The sequence below is a fragment of the Streptomyces sp. NPDC028298 genome, from assembly GCF_055565895.1.
Window position 1 is genome coordinate 1 of the sequence record NZ_JBVHTL010000002.1, and the last position, 15903, is coordinate 15903.

The 15903-nt window shown below is 69.4% G+C and carries 16 protein-coding genes and 1 rRNA gene; 7 read left to right on the plus strand and 10 right to left on the minus strand.

Annotated elements, in window-relative coordinates; genetic code table 11:
- Together ACZ4TO_RS08550 and ACZ4TO_RS08555 are read right to left on the minus strand one after the other, a co-directional pair.
- A 16S ribosomal RNA gene (locus ACZ4TO_RS08550) occupies positions 1-285 on the minus strand; the annotation flags it as partial.
- Positions 286-842: 557 nt separating this feature from the next.
- Positions 843-1484 carry a DNA-3-methyladenine glycosylase gene (locus tag ACZ4TO_RS08555; protein WP_468023809.1) on the minus strand — a complete coding sequence of 214 codons (642 nt, stop codon included), beginning with the start codon at positions 1482-1484 and terminating at the stop codon, positions 843-845.
- 217 nt (positions 1485-1701) lie between these two features.
- Here ACZ4TO_RS08555 and ACZ4TO_RS08560 point away from each other — a divergent pair, with 217 nt between their 5' ends.
- The 3 genes from ACZ4TO_RS08560 (at position 1702) to ACZ4TO_RS08570 (ending at position 3716) form a co-directional block, all read left to right on the plus strand.
- Positions 1702-2487, plus strand: coding sequence for a sporulation protein (locus ACZ4TO_RS08560; RefSeq protein WP_382794753.1), 786 nt, complete (start codon positions 1702-1704; stop codon positions 2485-2487).
- Between the two features lie 38 nt (positions 2488-2525).
- Positions 2526-3065 carry a YbhB/YbcL family Raf kinase inhibitor-like protein gene (locus ACZ4TO_RS08565; RefSeq protein ID WP_385047860.1) on the plus strand — a complete coding sequence of 180 codons (540 nt, stop codon included), beginning with the start codon at positions 2526-2528 and terminating at the stop codon, positions 3063-3065.
- A 144-nt stretch (positions 3066-3209) separates the two neighbouring features.
- Complete coding sequence (locus tag ACZ4TO_RS08570; protein ID WP_326788617.1) at positions 3210-3716, plus strand: HNH endonuclease; 507 nt, start codon at positions 3210-3212, stop codon at positions 3714-3716.
- 91 nt (positions 3717-3807) lie between these two features.
- On the opposite strand, the gene ACZ4TO_RS08575 is transcribed toward ACZ4TO_RS08570, so the two are convergent.
- The 3 genes from ACZ4TO_RS08575 to ACZ4TO_RS08585 all read right to left on the minus strand — a co-directional run bounded on the left by ACZ4TO_RS08575 (position 3808) and on the right by ACZ4TO_RS08585 (position 6220).
- Entirely contained in the window at positions 3808-4767 is a 960-nt protein-coding gene (locus ACZ4TO_RS08575; protein ID WP_339128503.1) for an SPFH domain-containing protein, read from the minus strand.
- Between the two features lie 130 nt (positions 4768-4897).
- Entirely contained in the window at positions 4898-5332 is a 435-nt protein-coding gene (locus tag ACZ4TO_RS08580; RefSeq protein WP_382794745.1) for an NfeD family protein, read from the minus strand.
- Between the two features lie 96 nt (positions 5333-5428).
- Positions 5429-6220, minus strand: coding sequence for an ABC transporter ATP-binding protein (locus ACZ4TO_RS08585; RefSeq protein WP_382794742.1), 792 nt, complete (start codon positions 6218-6220; stop codon positions 5429-5431).
- A gap of 121 nt (positions 6221-6341) precedes the next feature.
- Here ACZ4TO_RS08585 and ACZ4TO_RS08590 point away from each other — a divergent pair, with 121 nt between their 5' ends.
- Positions 6342-7130 carry a hypothetical protein gene (locus ACZ4TO_RS08590; RefSeq protein WP_382794739.1) on the plus strand — a complete coding sequence of 263 codons (789 nt, stop codon included), beginning with the start codon at positions 6342-6344 and terminating at the stop codon, positions 7128-7130.
- A 378-nt stretch (positions 7131-7508) separates the two neighbouring features.
- On the opposite strand, the gene ACZ4TO_RS08595 is transcribed toward ACZ4TO_RS08590, so the two are convergent.
- The 4 genes from ACZ4TO_RS08595 to ACZ4TO_RS08610 all read right to left on the minus strand — a co-directional run bounded on the left by ACZ4TO_RS08595 (position 7509) and on the right by ACZ4TO_RS08610 (position 10137).
- Positions 7509-7748: a chaplin gene (locus tag ACZ4TO_RS08595; protein WP_382794737.1), complete on the minus strand. Its 240-nt coding sequence runs from the start codon at positions 7746-7748 to the stop codon at positions 7509-7511.
- A 197-nt stretch (positions 7749-7945) separates the two neighbouring features.
- On the minus strand, positions 7946-8191 hold the full coding sequence (locus ACZ4TO_RS08600) for a chaplin (RefSeq protein ID WP_382794734.1): 246 nt from the start codon (positions 8189-8191) through the stop codon (positions 7946-7948).
- Positions 8192-8336: 145 nt separating this feature from the next.
- Complete coding sequence (locus ACZ4TO_RS08605; RefSeq protein WP_385047870.1) at positions 8337-8978, minus strand: response regulator; 642 nt, start codon at positions 8976-8978, stop codon at positions 8337-8339.
- Positions 8971-10137, minus strand: a complete 1167-nt coding sequence (locus ACZ4TO_RS08610; protein ID WP_468023810.1) for a GAF domain-containing sensor histidine kinase — start codon at positions 10135-10137, stop codon at positions 8971-8973. The genes ACZ4TO_RS08605 and ACZ4TO_RS08610 overlap by 8 nt, the downstream gene beginning before the upstream one ends.
- Before the next feature lie 183 nt (positions 10138-10320).
- Here ACZ4TO_RS08610 and ACZ4TO_RS08615 point away from each other — a divergent pair, with 183 nt between their 5' ends.
- The 3 genes from ACZ4TO_RS08615 to ACZ4TO_RS08625 all read left to right on the plus strand — a co-directional run bounded on the left by ACZ4TO_RS08615 (position 10321) and on the right by ACZ4TO_RS08625 (position 13205).
- Positions 10321-11016, plus strand: a complete 696-nt coding sequence (locus tag ACZ4TO_RS08615; RefSeq protein ID WP_382794726.1) for an SDR family NAD(P)-dependent oxidoreductase — start codon at positions 10321-10323, stop codon at positions 11014-11016.
- Positions 11013-12140, plus strand: a complete 1128-nt coding sequence (locus ACZ4TO_RS08620; protein WP_468023811.1) for an S-adenosylmethionine:tRNA ribosyltransferase-isomerase — start codon at positions 11013-11015, stop codon at positions 12138-12140. The genes ACZ4TO_RS08615 and ACZ4TO_RS08620 overlap by 4 nt, the downstream gene beginning before the upstream one ends.
- 291 nt (positions 12141-12431) lie before the next feature.
- Positions 12432-13205: a transglycosylase SLT domain-containing protein gene (locus ACZ4TO_RS08625; RefSeq protein WP_468023812.1), complete on the plus strand. Its 774-nt coding sequence runs from the start codon at positions 12432-12434 to the stop codon at positions 13203-13205.
- Positions 13206-13288: 83 nt separating this feature from the next.
- Here ACZ4TO_RS08625 and ACZ4TO_RS08630 read toward each other — a convergent pair whose 3' ends face one another.
- Positions 13289-15772 carry an ABC transporter ATP-binding protein/permease gene (locus ACZ4TO_RS08630; protein WP_468023813.1) on the minus strand — a complete coding sequence of 828 codons (2484 nt, stop codon included), beginning with the start codon at positions 15770-15772 and terminating at the stop codon, positions 13289-13291.
- Between the last annotated feature and the right edge of the window lie 131 nt (positions 15773-15903).

The following is a 15903-nucleotide window of genomic DNA, read 5'->3' on the forward strand; positions in this document are numbered from 1 at the left end:
CCGGCTACCCGTCGTCGCCTTGGTGAGCCACTACCTCACCAACAAGCTGATAGGCCGCGGGCTCATCCTTCACCGCCGGAGCTTTTAACCCCCACAGATGCCTGTAGGAGTGTTATCCGGTATTAGACCCCGTTTCCAGGGCTTGTCCCAGAGTGAAGGGCAGATTGCCCACGTGTTACTCACCCGTTCGCCACTAATCCCCACCGAAGTGGTTCATCGTTCGACTTGCATGTGTTAAGCACGCCGCCAGCGTTCGTCCTGAGCCAGGATCAAACTCTCCGTGAATGTTTACCGGTAATCCGGTCGACACCACGAGAGCGGAACCAGAGGGAGGAATAATCCCTCGGTTCACAGCGTCCTCGCTGTGCGCCTGCCGGAACAATGCCCGGCAGGACTTTTTCAAAGGAACCTCGCCCCGACCGATCGGCCGGAGACGGGGTATCAACATATCTGGCGTTGATTTTTGGCACGCTGTTGAGTTCTCAAGGAACGGACGCTTCCTTTGTACTCACCCTCTCGGGCTTTCCTCCGGGCGCTTCCCTTCGGTCTTGCGTTTCCGACTCTATCAGACTCTTTCGGGTCCGACTCCCAGTCAGCGGGTTTGTCTGCCGGCCTTTCAGCGCTTTCGCGTTTCGCGGCCTTTCGACATTCACTACGTTAGCGGATTCCCTCGGCGACTCATAATCGAGTTCCGCGGGTTCGAATTCAGACGTGCAGGCACGCCGAATAAGCCCCCGCTGCGGGGAAGTCGTAGGTAGTGGGTTGGCCGCTCTCGGCTGCTGGCTGAACGCCGTAACCGGTTCAAGCGGCTCGGGCTACATTACGGATCCCCAAGAGGCGCGTCAAGTTGAGCGGCGGCGGGGCGCATGCGCTCTATAAGGACTCACCGTGGGGTCGTCGGCGATCCAGAAACGCCATGGGTGGACGCCCCCGTCGCCGGAGACTCCGGTGCGTGGACCGTTGCGTACCTGGTCGGAAGGGACGGGCATCCCCGTCAGCAGCGTCAGGGGCGAACCCTCGGGACCGCAGGCGTCCGCTCCGTCGAGCGACCGGTCCACCCCGAGAGCCGTCGCCAGGCGGGCCGGCCCTTTGGCCAGTTCCTTGTCGTATCGGGCCGAGAGTCGACGTTTGCGGGCGAGATCGGCGCCCTCGGTGACCTCGCCGGCCCGGAGCAGCACTCCGCTGGGTCTGCCCACCGGGCCGCACACCAGATTCATGCAGTGCCACATGCCGTAGGTGAAGTAGACGTACACATGACCGGGCGGGCCGAACATCACGCCGTTGCGGGCCGTGCGGCCGCGGTAGGCGTGCGAGCCGGGGTCGTTCGGGCCGTCGTAGGCCTCGACCTCCGTGAGGCGCAGCTCGATCGGGCCGTCCGGGGTGGCCCGTACCAGGAGGCGTCCGAGCAGGTCGGGGGCGACGTCCAGGACAGGCCGGTCGAAGAAGTCGCGCGTCAGGGGCGTACGGTCAGGGGCCGCGATCATGGCGTACGAGCGTAGTCCCTCCACCCTCACCGGTGTGGTGGGGTCCGGAGCCGTTCGGCGGAGTCCGGACGGATGCGTGTCGGCGGGGTGGTCAGCGGTCCTCTCCCTTGTAAGGGTGAGGGCGCGGAACCGGTCGGGGCCGGATCGCGTTTGTAGGGATCAAAGGATCCAGACAGGCAGAGGACGAACAGGCATTGCCTGGGGAGGAAGTGACGACATGGGGTTCAAGCGGCTGCTTGCGAGCCTGGGGGCCGGTGGGGCTTCGGTCGAGACGGTGCTGACCGAGGCCAACACCGTTCCGGGCGGCGTCGTCCAGGGCGAGGTGCGGATCCAGGGCGGGTCGGTCGATCAGGCGATCGAGGGTCTGTCGGTCGGCCTTCAGGCCAAGGTCGAGGTCGAGGGCCACGACGACCAGGAGTACAAGCAGAACATCGAGTTCACGAAGCTGCGGCTCGGCGGGGCCTTCCAGCTCCAGGCCGGAGCCGTGCACACGGTTCCGTTCGGCCTGGAGATCCCGTGGGAGACGCCGATCACGATGATCGACGGGCAGAGCCTGCGCGGGATGAACATCGGTGTCACCACCGAGCTGCAGATCGCCCGTGCCATCGACCCGGGCGATCTGGACCCGGTCAACGTGCACCCGCTGCCGGCGCAGAAGGCGATTCTCGACGCCTTCATCCAGCTCGGCTTCCGCTTCAAGAACGCGGACATGGAGAAGGGCCACATCCGCAACACGCGTCAGCGGCTGCCGTTCTACCAGGAGATCGAGTTCTACCCGCCGTCGCAGTACCGCGGCCTGAACCAGGTCGAGCTGAGCTTCGTCGCGGACGACCGCGCGATGGACGTCGTCCTGGAGATGGACAAGAAGCCGGGCCTCTTCAGCGAGGGCAGCGACTCCTTCCGCTCCTTCCAGGTCGGTCTGCACGACTTCCACGGCACCGACTGGGCCGGATACCTGAACCAGTGGCTGTCGGAGGTCGGCAGCAAGCGGAGCTGGTTCTAGGCTCGAGGCACGGATTCCGCCGTTCAGGAGGTACTGACGTGACCGAGCTCAAGAGGCCGCCGCTTCCGCACGACTTCCATCCGCCGGTGCCGGCGTTCACGCTCACCAGCGAGGACGTCGAGCCGGGCGCGGTGCTGAAGGACGCGCAGGTCTACGCGGCCGGGAACACCTCGCCGCAACTGAGCTGGGAAGGCTTCCCGCCGGAGACGAAGAGCTTCGCCGTGACGTGCTTCGATCCCGACGCCCCGACGGGGAGCGGGTTCTGGCACTGGGTGCTGTTCGACATCCCGGTCTCGGTGACGGAGTTGCCGACGGGCGCGGGCAGCGGCAAGTTCGAGGGTCTTCCCGACGGTGCCGTCCAGGTGCGCAACGACTACGGGTCGCGTGACTTCGGTGGTGCCGCGCCGCCGGCCGGGGATCCCGCGCACCGGTACGTGTTCACGGTGTACGCCGTGGACCAGGAGAAGCTCGGTCCCGACGCGGACGTGTCGCCCGCCGTGGTGGGCTTCAATCTGCGGTTCCACACGCTGGCGCGCGCCCAGTTGATCGGCGAGTACGCCAATCCCGCCGCAGACTGACGTTCACCGAACGTTTGCCCGCCTCTGGTCATGGAAGTGATCAGAGGCGGGCATTTTTTATTGCGTTGTCCATCTCGGCGTGCCCGGCCAGAGTTGATCCCAGCCCGCCGCAGGTGGGCGGGTGCGCAATAGGAGGTGGGCTGGATGCGGGACACGCTGGTACTGAACGCGAGCTTTGAGCCACTGTCGACGGTGACGCTGAACCGAGCCGTCGTTCTCGTGCTGACGGACAAGGCCGTCGTCGAGCAGGCCCACCCCGAACTGCGCATGCGCGGTGCCGCGCTGGACATACCCGTGCCCCGGGTGATCCGGCTCTGCCGTTACGTCCGGGTGCCGTTCCGAAGACAAGCTCCGTGGTCGAGGCGGGGTGTGCTGGTCCGTGACCGGCACCGGTGCGCCTACTGCGGTCGCCGGGCCACGACCGTGGACCACGTGGTACCGCGGGCGCAGGGTGGTCAGGACTCCTGGCTGAACACCGTGGCCTCCTGCGCCGAGGACAATCACCGCAAGGCCGACCGTACGCCGGAGCAGGCGCAGATGCCGTTGCTGCGGCAGCCGTTCGAGCCGACGCCCGCGGACGCCATGCTGCTGGCGCTCGGTCAGGACGACTTCGACGCGCTGCCGGAGTGGCTGGCCCAGCCGGCCGCGTAGCCCGTACGACATCGGGCCGCGTAGCCCGTACGACATGACGATGGGGCCCCTTCCCGAGGGAGGGGGCCCCATGGTCGTACGGTCGTGGGTGTCAGTCCGTGATGGACGGCTTCTCGCGGCGCTCCGAGCCGCCGCCGGAGCCGCCCGAGGACCCTCCGTTGCCCGAACCGCCGCCCAGGCCACCGAAGTTGCCCATGGCCCCGCTGAGGCCCTTGAGGGCGTCGCCGATCTCGCTGGGCACGATCCAGAGCTTGTTGGCGTCGCCCTCGGCGATCTTCGGGAGCATCTGGAGGTACTGGTAGGAGAGGAGCTTCTGGTCCGGGTCCCCGGCGTGGATGGCCTCGAAGACCGTACGGACGGCCTGGGCCTCGCCCTCCGCGCGCAGCGCGGCCGCCTTGGCCTCACCTTCGGCGCGCAGGATCGCGGACTGCTTCTCACCTTCCGCGGTGAGGATCTGGGACTGGCGGATGCCCTCCGCGGTGAGGATCGCGGCGCGCTTGTCACGGTCGGCGCGCATCTGCTTCTCCATCGAGTCCTGGATGGAGGTGGGCGGTTCGATCGCCTTCAGCTCGACGCGGTTGACGCGGATGCCCCACTTGCCGGTGGCCTCGTCGAGGACTCCGCGCAGGGCCGCGTTGATCTCCTCGCGGGAGGTGAGGGTCCGCTCCAGGTCCATGCCGCCGATGATGTTGCGCAGCGTGGTGACGGTGAGCTGCTCGATCGCCTGGATGTAGCTGGCGACCTCGTACGTCGCGGCCCGTGCGTCGGTGACCTGGTAGTAGATGACGGTGTCGATGTTGACGACCAGGTTGTCCTGGGTGATCACCGGCTGCGGCGGGAACGGCACGACCTGTTCACGCAGGTCGATGCGGTTGCGGATCGAGTCTATGAACGGGACGACGATGTTGAGTCCGGCGTTCAGGGTGCGCGTGTAGCGGCCGAACCGTTCGACGATGGCCGCGCTGGCCTGCGGGATGACCTGGATGGTCTTGATCAGGGCGATGAAGACCAACACCACCAGAATGATCAGGACGATGATGATCGGTTCCATCGATGCTCCCCGTACCCTTCTCCACTCGGCAATTGCGAAAGATCTTATGGGTGTTGAAGATCTTGCTGGACGAGTCTGACAGAACGTCGTCTGCCACGTGGGGCGTTCGGTTCACTTGCGTTGTACGAGGTCACATCACGATCGCCGTGGCTCCGTCGATGTCCACGACATCGACTTCCTGGCCCACCTCGTAGGCCTGGGCGCCGTCGAGGGCACGTGCGGACCAGATCTCTCCGCCGAGCTTGACACGGCCGGCGCCCGAACCGTCCACGCGCTCCAGGACGATGGCCTGTTTGCCCTTCAACGCCTCGATCCCGGTGGCGAGTTCGGGGCGCTGGGCGCGGTGCCGGGTCGCGATGGGGCGTACGACGGCGATGAGCGCGACCGACACGACGACGAACACGAGTGTCTGGACGACGACACCGCCGCCGAGGCCGGCGGCGACCGCGCCGGCCACGGCACCGACGGAGAGCATGCCGAACTCCGGCATCGCGGTCACCACGAGCGGGATGCCGAGTCCGGCCGCACCGATCAGCCACCACACCCATGCGTTGATGTCGTCCACATGGTCATGGTAGGACCGCGGCCCCCCGGCGGACAGAGCGCACGATCACGTCGGGTACGCCGGTTGAGGGGTGCGCGGGTGCGCGGGCGGGGCGGTTCAGCCCATCGGCAGGCCCTGCGCGGTCCAGCGCTCGCCGACCTGCTCGACGACGAGGGGGAGGCCGAAGCACAGGGAGAGGTTGCGCGAGGTGAGTTCGAGTTCCAGCGGTCCGGCGGCGAGCACCTTGCCCTGGCGGATCATCAGGACGTGGGTGAAGCCGGGGGCGATCTCCTCGACGTGGTGCGTGACCATGATCATGGAGGGCGCGATCGGGTCGCGAGCCAGCCGGCCGAGGCGGCGCACGAGGTCCTCGCGTCCGCCGAGGTCGAGGCCGGCGGCGGGCTCGTCGAGGAGCAGCAGCTCGGGGTCGGTCATCAGGGCGCGGGCGATCAGGGTGCGCTTGCGCTCGCCCTCGGAGAGGGTGCCGAACCTGCGCTCCAGGTAGTCGCTCATGCCGAGGCGGTCGAGGAAGGCGCGGGCGCGCTGCTCGTCGATGTCCTCGTAGTCCTCGTGCCAGCCGGCGGTCATGCCGTACGCGGCGGTGAGGACCGTCTGGAGGACCGTCTGGCGCTTGGGGAGCTTCTCCGCCATCGCGATGCCGGCGATGCCGATGCGCGGGCGCAGCTCGAAGACGTCGACCTTGCCGAGGGTCTCACCGAGGATCGTGGCGGTGCCCGCACTGGGGAAGAGGTAGCTGGAGGCGACGTTCAGGAGGGTTGTCTTCCCGGCGCCGTTGGGGCCGAGGATGACCCAGCGCTCCCCCTCCTTGACCGACCAGGAGACCTGGTCCACCAGAGCCCGGCCCTCGCGGACCACGGATACGTCCACCAGTTCCAGTACATCGCTCATGAGCGCGTTGTCTCCCATTGCAGTCTCGGCCGTCGCTTGCGTCTGTGGACGAAGCCCCCAGGGAAAACCTACGCCACCGGTCGGCCGCACCGACCCATCGGCCGGTCCTTAGGGTGGGAGCATGCTCTCCGAACCACGCTCAGGACGGCTGGCCGCATGGGGAAATGCCCTATTGGCCGGACTTGTTTCGCCGGACGACGCCGTGCTCGCCGTCGTCGGTGACGACGCGGTGCACCGCGTCGAGGGGTTGCCCGGCGAGTCGGGGCCCGTCGGGCTCACGCTCGCTCTCGGCCGGCTGCGCAGACTCGGGGTGACCGGGCTGCGGGTCGCGCTGCCCGCGCCGGGGCATCCGCTGGGGCTCAGCGGGCCGCCCGAGTTCAACGCGCGCGCCCTCGACGCCGAGGAGGCCGTGGTCTGCCACGGTGCGGCGCTGGGGCTCGTGCCCGAGGTGTACGAGGCCGGGCCCGCGGGCGATGTCCATGTCGAGGTCGTCTGGCACTGTCTGGCCGTGCGTGAGGCGCCGCCCGCCGATGTGCCCTCGCTCGGGGAGGCCGAGCGGGAGCTGGCGGAGGCGCTCCGTGACGCGACGGAGGTGCTGGCGCGGCTGGACGTGGCCGGGTCGGGGCCGGTCGCGGCGGCGGCGATCGACGCGTACCGGGCTCGGGCGGAGCGGGGGCGCGAGGTGCTGGCGCCCGGGTATCCGCCGCGCGCCGTCCGGGTGCTGGAGCTTGCCCAGCGGGTCGGGATGCTGATCTCGGTGGCGTCCGAGAGCGGGCACGGGGGCGCGGTGAGCGCGTCGGAGATGGGGGCGCGGGCGGAGGCGCTGCGGCCGGTGGAGCGGACGGCTCGGCGGGCTCAGGTGGCCGCGTACAACGCGTTCGTGGAGGAGCGGGAGCGGGGCTCGCGCTGAGCTCGGAGCGGTTCGGGTCCGGTGGGTGGGTCGGGTTCGGGTCCGGTGGGTGGGTCGGGGCCGCGCCGGTGCATCAGCCCGTCGCTGTTGGGCGGAGACGTGACCGTTAGTGGCGACGGCCATTGATGTACCGCCACGTCCCCTCACGCCGGATCCCGTCTGCGGGCGCAGGGGAGAATTCAGCCCCTCCGGCGTTTGAGGAGCGGGGTCCGGGGCGGAGCCCCGGGGTGGGACGGGTAGGGGCGGAGGGGGCGAAGGAAGGTTGTGCTCGGGCCCTCCGGCCTTGGGTGCGTTGTAGTGGGCGGGCTGCGCCGGGGGCGTATGCGGAAGGGCCCCGCGAAACGTTTCCGTTCGTGGGGCCCTTCACTGCGGGGTGGCTCAGCCGTTGACGCCCGTGTTGCCGAACGTCGGGTTCAGGAGGCCGACGAGGTTGGCGGTGTTGCCCACGAGGTTGACGGGGACGTGGACGGGGACCTGGCCGACGTTGCCCGAGACGGCGCCCGGCGAGTTCGCGGCCGCACCCTCGGCACCCGAGTCGGCGACAGCGGCACCCGCACCGGCGCCCGCGGCGATACCGGCGACGGTCACGGCCAGGGCGGCCTTCTTGGCGATGTTCATGAAAACTGTTCCTCCTGCGTTCACGGATCCGACCCTGCCGCGGGTCGTACGCTGAGAAACGCCGCCGGGTCGGGGACGGCACGGGCAGGCCGTACCGAATGCCCCGTCCGGTTCAGTCCGCGGATGAGCCGACAAGCCGACCGGCCCTCCAGGGGTCCCTGGAAGGCCGGTGGACACGGTCGCCACGACGGGGAACGTCAGCGGTTGAGGCCGAGGTTGCCGAAGGCCGGGTTCAGGGCGCCGATGACGTTCACGCTGTTGCCGACCACGTTCACCGGTACGTCGACCGGGGCCTGGACGAGGTTGCCGGAGACCACACCCGGGGAGCCCACGGCCTTGCCGGACGCCGAAGCGCCGTCCGCCGCCGAGGCCATGCCCGCGCCGGCGGCGACCAGACCGCCGGCCACCATCGCGACAGCCGTGAACTTCTTCAGGTTCTTCACTTGCGAAACCCCTCCTCGCGAACACCGCGGCGGACCGCCGCGGCGCACTGGAGAACGGCCGGGTTCCACGGAGGATGCGCCATCCGGGTGACATACACCCGACGGTATGAATCTCATCCCGGAGCGGCACCCTCCGAGTTGACGGTCAGTCCGTGATCCCGTGCCGTACGGCCCAGAGCGCGGCCTGGGTGCGGTCGGCGACGTCGAGCTTCATCAGGATGTTCGAGACGTGGGTCTTCACCGTCTTCTCGGAGAGGACGAGGGCGCGGGCGATCTCCCGGTTGGAGCGGCCGTCCGCGATCAGGCCGAGCACCTCCCGCTCCCGTTCGGTGAGCGAAACACCCCTCCCCTGGCCCGAGTTGACCTCTTCCTGGGACAACAGGGCGTTCGCGACCTCGGGTTGCAGGACGACGTGCCCCGCGTGGACCGAGCGGATGGCTCCGGCCAGGGCGTCGGGATCGACGTCCTTGTACACGTACCCGGCGGCACCCGCGCGCAGGGCCGGCACCACCGTGCGCTGCTCGGTGAAGCTGGTGACGATCAGCACCCGCGCGGGGTTGGCGAGTTCGCGGAGCTTGCGCAGCGCGTCGACGCCGTCCATCTCCGGCATCTTGACGTCCATGAGGACGACGTCCGGTTTCAACTCCTCGGCGCGGGCGACGCCTTCGGCTCCGTCGGAGGCCTCTCCGACGACCTCGATGTCGTCCTGCACCTCGAGGAAGGTGCGCAGCCCCCGGCGGACGACCTGATGGTCGTCGACGAGCAGCACCTTGATTGCGTCAGCCACCAGGAACCTCCATCTCGATCACGGTGCCCTTCCCGGGCGCCGATTCCACGGTGAGTGTGCCGCCGACCCCGCTCGCCCGGTCCCGCATGGACACCAGGCCGAGATGGCGGCCGGCGCTGCGTATCGCGGTGGGGTCGAAGCCGCCGCCGTCGTCGCGGACGTGCAGGACGGCGCCGGGGCCGCGCCGGTCCAGGGTGACGTCGACGCGGGCGGCGCCTGAGTGCCGCAGCGCGTTGTGCAGGGCCTCCTGGGAGACCCTGAGCACGGCCTCCTCCTGGGAGGCCGGCAGTGCTCGTACACCGTGGCTGGAGAAGGTCACGTGCGCGGAGTGGGCGCGGTCGAGGACCTGGATCTGGGTGCGCAGGGTGGCGACGAGTCCGTCCTCGTCCAGGGCCGCGGGGCGCAACTCGACGACGGCGGCGCGCAGTTCCTCGGTGGCCTCCGCGGCGAGCGCGGCCACGTGCTGGAGTTCGCCCTTGGCGCGGGAGGGGTCGCGGTCGACGAGGGTGGCGGCGGCCTGCGCGGTCAGGCGCAGGGAGAACAGCTTCTGGCTGACGGCGTCGTGCAGTTCGTGCGCGAGCCGGGAGCGCTCCTCGGCGATGGTGAGTTCGCGGCTGCGTTCGTAGAGCCGGGCGTTGGTCAGGGCGATCGCCGCGTGCTGGGCGAGGATGGTGAGGAGTTCCTCGTCGTCCTCGGTGAAGCCGCAGCGGCCGTCCGGCTCGGGGCACGGCGGTGCCCCTTCGGGCCGCATCTTGTTCGCCAGGAAGAGCGCGCCGATGATCTCGTCGCCGTCCCGGATGGGCAGGCCCAGGAAGTCGGACATGTCGGGGTGGGCCGCGGGCCAGCCCTCGAAGCGGGGGTCCTTGCGCACGTCGGCCAGGCGTTCGGGGCGGGCCTCGCGGAGCATCGCGGCGAGGATGCCGTGCTGGCGCGGGAGCGGTCCGATGGCCTTCCACTGCGCGTCGCTGACCCCGTCGACGACGAACTGGGCGAAGCCGCCGTGGTCGTCGGGCACGCCCAGGGCCGCGTACTGCGCGTCGAGCAGTACGCGGGCCGACGCGACGATCGTCTTGAGGACGTCGCGCACTTCGAGATGCCTGCTCATGGCCAGCAGCGCGGAGCTCACCGCGTACAGGCCCGACCGGGGTCCGTGACTCATGACCCCAAACTACCGGCGGGATGTGACAGCGCGTATCGGCCGCCGGCCTGGTCCACCGGGCCATTGGGCCTAGGACGAAGGGCCCCTGATCATTGCGGCCCGCGCACGAGGCGCCCGGGCGGGCGGCGTTCCTACGGTGAGGGCAGCCGCCGGGAAGGCGGTCCGAGCGAGGGGACGGTTGTCATGCCGGTAGCGATCATCACAGGGGCCTCGAAGGGACTGGGGAGGGCGCTCGGCGCGGCTCTGGCCGGGCGCGGCTGGGATCTGGTGCTCGACGCCAGGACGGCGGGGGTGCTGGAGGAGACCGCGCGGGCGCTCTCCGTGTACGGGACGCGGGTGGAGGCGCTGCCCGGGGACGTGACGGACGCAGGGCACCGTGCGGAGCTGGTGGCGGCCGCCCGGAAGCTGGGCGGGGTCGATCTGCTGGTGAACAACGCGAGCGCGCTGGGCGCGGAGCCGCTGGTGCGGCTGGAGGAGCTGGATCCGCAGGGGCTGCGGCGGGCCCTGGAGGTCAATGTGGTCGCCGCGCTGGGCCTGGTCCAGGAGGCGCTGCCGCTGTTGCGGGCGGCGGGGGCGGGCGCGGTCGTGGGTGTCAGCTCGGACGCGGCGGTGCAGGCGTACGGGACGTGGGGCGGTTACGGGGCCTCGAAGGCCGCGCTGGACCAGCTCTCGGCGGTGCTCGGCGAGGAGGAGCCCGGTCTGCGGGTGTGGGCGGTGGATCCGGGGGACATGGCCACGGACCTCTATACGGCGGCCGTACCGGACGACGACGATCCGCGGCCGGCGCCGGAGCGTGTGGTCCCGGCCTTCCTGCGGCTGCTCGACGAGCGGCCGGCCAGTGGGCGCTACACGGCTTCGGATCTGCTGGAGGAGCGGTGACGACGGTGACGGGGCTCTCCCGGGCCGGGCGCGGCCGGGAGTGGGGAAGCGTTCCGGAGGAGTTGTCGGCGCGGGTGCCCGCGGAGCAGCGCGGTCCCGGCCGGGACCGGGATTCCGTACGGCTGCTGGTGTCGCACGGTACCGAGGTGTCGCATCACGCGTTCGTGGAGCTGCCCCGGTTGCTGAAGGCGGGGGATCTGCTGATCGTCAACACCTCGGCCACCCTGGCGGCGGCCGTGGACGGGCGGATCGGGCACGCGCGCGTGGTGGTGCACTTCTCCACGCGCGGTGACGACGGGCGGTGGGCGGTCGAGCTGCGGGATCCGGACGGCCGCGGCACTACGCGCGCGCGGGCGGGCGGCCCCGCGGGAACAGTGGTGTGCCTGCCCGGGGACGTGCGTCTCGTGCTGGAGGAGCCGCTGACCGCGCGGGGGCGGCGGCTGTGGTGGGGTCGGGTGCCGGACGTGGACGTGCCGGCGCTGCTGCGGCGGTACGGGCGGCCCATCCGCTACTCCTACACGGACCGGGACCAGCCGTTGTCCGTGTACCAGACGGTCTTCGCGCTGCCGTCGGACGACGGGGCGGGGAGCGCCGAGATGCCGAGCGCGGCGCGTCCCTTCACCTCGCGTCTGGTGGCGGAGCTGGTGAGCCGGGGGGTGCAGTTCGCGCCGGTCACCCTGCACACGGGGGTCGCCTCGGCGGAGTCGCACGAGCCGCCGTATCCGGAGCGGTACGAGGTCCCGGCGGTGTCGGCCCGGCTGATCAACGCCGCGCGGGCCGGTGGGGGCCGGATCGTCGCGGTCGGTACGACGGCGGTGCGGGCCGTGGAGTCCGCGACCGGTGAGGACGGGCTGGTGCGGGCGGCGAAGGGGTGGACCGGTCTCGTGGTGACTCCGGAGCGGGGGGTGCGGGCCGTGGACGGGCTGCTGACCGGGCTGCACGAGCCGGAGGCCTCGCACCTGCTGATGCTGGAGGCGATCGCGGGAGGGGCGGCGATCGACCGTGCCTACGCCGAGGCGCTGCGGGGGCGCTACCTCTGGCACGAGTTCGGGGACGTGCACCTCATCCTCCCCGGGAACAGCCCTCACTCTGAGCATTGCGCCCGCAACTCCACGTCAGAATGATCGAGGACCTCTGTGAGCCCGCGCATAGGGTCCAGGTCACGTACGAAGGTGCATAGGAGATAAAAGGGACAAGGTGACCAGGGAAGACGTGCCAGTCTGCCCCGATTTGCCCCATCTGCGTCCACTACCCGGCTTCGTAGGTCACACCTTTGCCAGGGCATTTTGCGACCGCTAAGAATTGCTCATGTCGCTCAGCGCCTCGGGTTCTCCCCCGGGGCGTTTGTTCCGGAAACACAGTCCCCGACCGGGACGCCGAGCGACCTCCGCGCTATTCGAAGAGGTCTATCAGTCATGCTCAAGAACATTGCCGCTCGTGGTCGTAGTCCGAAGCTGACGAAGCTCCACAAGTACTCCGTCGCCGGTGTGGCCACCCTCGGTGCCGCCACCCTCGCGTTCTCCCTGGCGCCCGGCGGCTCGCACACCACCACGGACGACGCCGCCGCCTCCACGGCGCCCGTCGCCTACAGCGGAAAGCAGATCCAGGGCGTCGAGTCCGGCGTGGCCGGCACGAGCGCCGCCGATCTGAAGGCCAAGACGATCGAGGCCAAGCACAAGGCGGCGGACTCCGCGGTCGCGGCGAAGAAGAAGGCCGCCGCGGCGGCCGCAGCGAAGAAGAAGGCGGCCGCCGAGGCCGCCGCGAAGAAGGCAGCCGCGAAGAAGGCCGCCGCCGACCGTGCCAAGGCCGCCGCCGCGAGCCGCTCCACGCAGCGGATCAAGATGCAGCCGGTCGCCGCGAAGACGTACGCCAACAACCTCGACGGCTGGATCCGCGAGTCCCTCGACATCATGAAGTCGAAGGGCATCCCCGGCTCCTACCACGGTCTGCACAAGAACATCATGCGTGAGTCCTCGGGCAACCCGATGGCCATCAACGACTGGGACATCAACGCCATCAACGGCATCCCGTCGAAGGGCCTGCTCCAGGTCATCCCGCCGACGTTCAAGGCGTACCACGTGGCCGGCACCTCGTGGAACATCTACGACCCGGTCGCCAACATCACCGCCGCCTGCAACTACGCCGCCGACAAGTACGGTTCCATGGACAACGTGAACAGCGCGTACTGAGGGGCTCAGCGCGGAGCTCCCACACAGACGCCGAAGGGCGGCACCCCGGTCGGGGGTGCCGCCCTCGCGTCGTTCCCGGGCGTCTACTTGCGCATGACCTCGGGCTCGTGGCGGCGCAGGAAGCGGGCCACGAAGAAGCCGCAGGCGACACCGAGGACGATCAGCGCGATCATGTCCACGGTCCAGGCTCCGGCGGTGTGGTCCCACAGCGGGTCCGTGCTCGTCGGGTCGTCCTGGTTCGGGAAGATGTTGTTCAGGTCCAGCGTGGCCCCGGACGCGGCGACCGCCCAGCGGGCCGGCATCAGGTACGAGAACTGGTTGACGCCCACCGTGCCGTTCAGGATGAACAGGCAGCCCGTGAAGACCACCTGGACGATCGCGAACATGACCAGCAGCGGCATCGTCTTCTCCGCGGTCTTCACCAGGGAGGAGATGATCAGGCCGAACATCATCGACACGAAGCCCAGCGCCATGATCGGCAGGGTGAGCTCGACCTTGGGCAGGCTCTTGAGGATCAGGCCCTCCGCCGGCACCTCGCGGCTGCCGAACCCGATGGCACCCACCAGCGCGCCCTGCAGCATCGTGATCACACCGAGGACGATCACCTTCGACATCAGGTACGCCGAGCGGGACAGACCCGTCGCACGCTCCCGCTCGTAGATCACCCGTTCCTTGATCAGCTCACGGACCGAGTTGGCGGCGCCCGCGAAGCACGCGCCGACCGCGAGGATCAGCAGCACGGTGGTGGCGGTGCCGTTCGCCACATGGGCGCCCGACGGCAGGATCTTGTCGTTGACCAGCAGCGTCTTGCCGTGGTCGATGAGCAGGCTGACCGAGCCCAGGACCGCGGGCAGGATCACCGTCAGCGCCAGGAAGCCCTTGTCCGACGCGATCACCGAGACGTAGCGGCGCATCAGCGTCATGAGCTGGGAGCCCCAGCTCTGCGGCTTCGGCGGCTTCATCGCCTGCGCGGGCGGCATCTGCGTCGACTGCGGAGCCACCGCGTCGATGTCCGCGGCGTACATCTGGTAGTGCTGCGAGCCCTTCCAGCGGCCCGCCCAGTCGTAGTCGCGGTAGTTCTCGAACGCGGAGAACACGTCGGCCCAGGTCTCGTAGCCGAAGAAGTTCAGCGCCTCCTCCGGCGGACCGAAGTAGGCGACGGCACCGCCGGGCGCCATCACCAGGAGCTTGTCGCAGATCGCGAGCTCCGCCACGGAGTGCGTGACGACGAGGACCGTACGGCCGTCGTCGGCGAGGCCGCGCAGGAGCTGCATGACATCGCGGTCCATGCCCGGGTCGAGGCCGGAGGTCGGCTCGTCCAGGAAGATCAGCGACGGCTTGGTGAGCAGCTCCAGAGCCACCGAGACCCGCTTGCGCTGGCCACCGGAGAGAGAGGTGACCTTCTTCTCCTTGTGGATGTCCAGCTTCAGCTCGCGCAGCACCTCGTCTATGCGCGCGTCGCGCTCCTCGCCCGTGGTGTCGGCGGGGAAGCGCAGCTTGGCCGCGTACTTGAGGGCCTTCTTGACGGTCAGTTCCTTGTGCAGGATGTCGTCCTGCGGGACCAGACCGATGCGCTGGCGCAGCTCGGCGAACTGCTTGTACAGGTTCCGGTTGTCGTAGAGGACGTCACCCTGGTTGGCGGGGCGGTAGCCCGTGAGCGCCTTCAGGAGCGTCGACTTGCCCGAACCCGACGGGCCGATGACCGCGACGAGCGACTTCTCGGGGACGCCGAAGGAGACGTCCTTGAGGATCTGCTTGCCGCCGTCGACGGTGACCGTCAGATGGCGGGCCGAGAAGGAGACCTCACCGGTGTCGACGAACTCCTCGAGCCGGTCGCCCACCAGCCGGAACGTCGAGTGGCCGACGCCGACGATGTCGTTCGGGCCGAGCAGCGCGGAGCCGCCCTTGGCGATCGGCATACCGTTGACGTACGTGCCGTTGTGCGAGCCGAGGTCGCGGATCTCGAAGCGGCCGTCCGGCGTCGCGTGGAACTCGGCGTGGTGGCGCGAGACCTGGAGGTCGGAGACCACCAGCTCGTTCTCCAGCGCACGACCGATCCGCATCACGCGGCCCAGCGAGAACTGGTGGAACGTCGTCGGGCTGCGGTCGCCGTAGACCGGCGGCGCCCCCGCGCCTCCGCCGGGTCCCTGCTGCTGCGGAATGCCTCCCGAGTGCTGCGCGTTCTGCGGGGCCTGCGCCCCCTGCGGCGTCGGCTGCTGAGCCCAGCCGGGGCCGGCGCCCTGCGCCGCGAACGGCTGCTGCGCCACCGGGGCCGCGGCACCGGACACGCTCAGCCGCGGACCGTCGGTCGCGTTGCCGAGGTGCACGGCCGAGCCGGGACCGATCTCCAACTGGTGGATCCGCTGCCCCTGTACGAACGTGCCGTTGGTGCTCCCGTGGTCGTCGATGACCCAACTGCGGCCGTTCCAGCTGATCGTGGCGTGGCGCCAGGAGACCCTGGCATCCTCGAGCACGATGTCCCCCTGCGGATCACGTCCGAGGGTGTGAGGCCTGGACGCGTCGAGCGTCCAGGTCCGTCCATTCAATTCCAGTACGAGTTCCGGCACTCCAGCCCCACTGAGTTGTCCCCCGAGTTACCCCCATCACAGGGAGTCTAGGGATGTCGAACATCGTGGGGAACTATTTCAGTTCAGGCCCCCTGACCGAAAGTCGGGCCCTGTGAACGTTGGTGGCGGAC

Excerpts from the sequence above, each read along its gene's own strand:
- ACZ4TO_RS08585 (WP_382794742.1), bottom strand. The coding sequence starts at position 6,220 with ATGAGCGATGTACTGGAACTGGTGGACGTATCCGTGGTCCGCGAGGGC.
- ACZ4TO_RS08595 (WP_382794737.1), bottom strand. The coding sequence starts at position 7,748 with ATGAACATCGCCAAGAAGGCCGCCCTGGCCGTGACCGTCGCCGGTATC.
- ACZ4TO_RS08610 (WP_468023810.1), bottom strand. The coding sequence starts at position 10,137 with ATGAGTCACGGACCCCGGTCGGGCCTGTACGCGGTGAGCTCCGCGCTG.
- ACZ4TO_RS08555 (WP_468023809.1), bottom strand. The coding sequence starts at position 1,484 with ATGATCGCGGCCCCTGACCGTACGCCCCTGACGCGCGACTTCTTCGAC.
- ACZ4TO_RS08625 (WP_468023812.1), top strand. The coding sequence starts at position 12,432 with ATGCTCAAGAACATTGCCGCTCGTGGTCGTAGTCCGAAGCTGACGAAG.
- ACZ4TO_RS08570 (WP_326788617.1), top strand. The coding sequence starts at position 3,210 with ATGCGGGACACGCTGGTACTGAACGCGAGCTTTGAGCCACTGTCGACG.
- ACZ4TO_RS08560 (WP_382794753.1), top strand. The coding sequence starts at position 1,702 with ATGGGGTTCAAGCGGCTGCTTGCGAGCCTGGGGGCCGGTGGGGCTTCG.
- ACZ4TO_RS08575 (WP_339128503.1), bottom strand. The coding sequence starts at position 4,767 with ATGGAACCGATCATCATCGTCCTGATCATTCTGGTGGTGTTGGTCTTC.
- ACZ4TO_RS08590 (WP_382794739.1), top strand. The coding sequence starts at position 6,342 with ATGCTCTCCGAACCACGCTCAGGACGGCTGGCCGCATGGGGAAATGCC.
- ACZ4TO_RS08615 (WP_382794726.1), top strand. The coding sequence starts at position 10,321 with ATGCCGGTAGCGATCATCACAGGGGCCTCGAAGGGACTGGGGAGGGCG.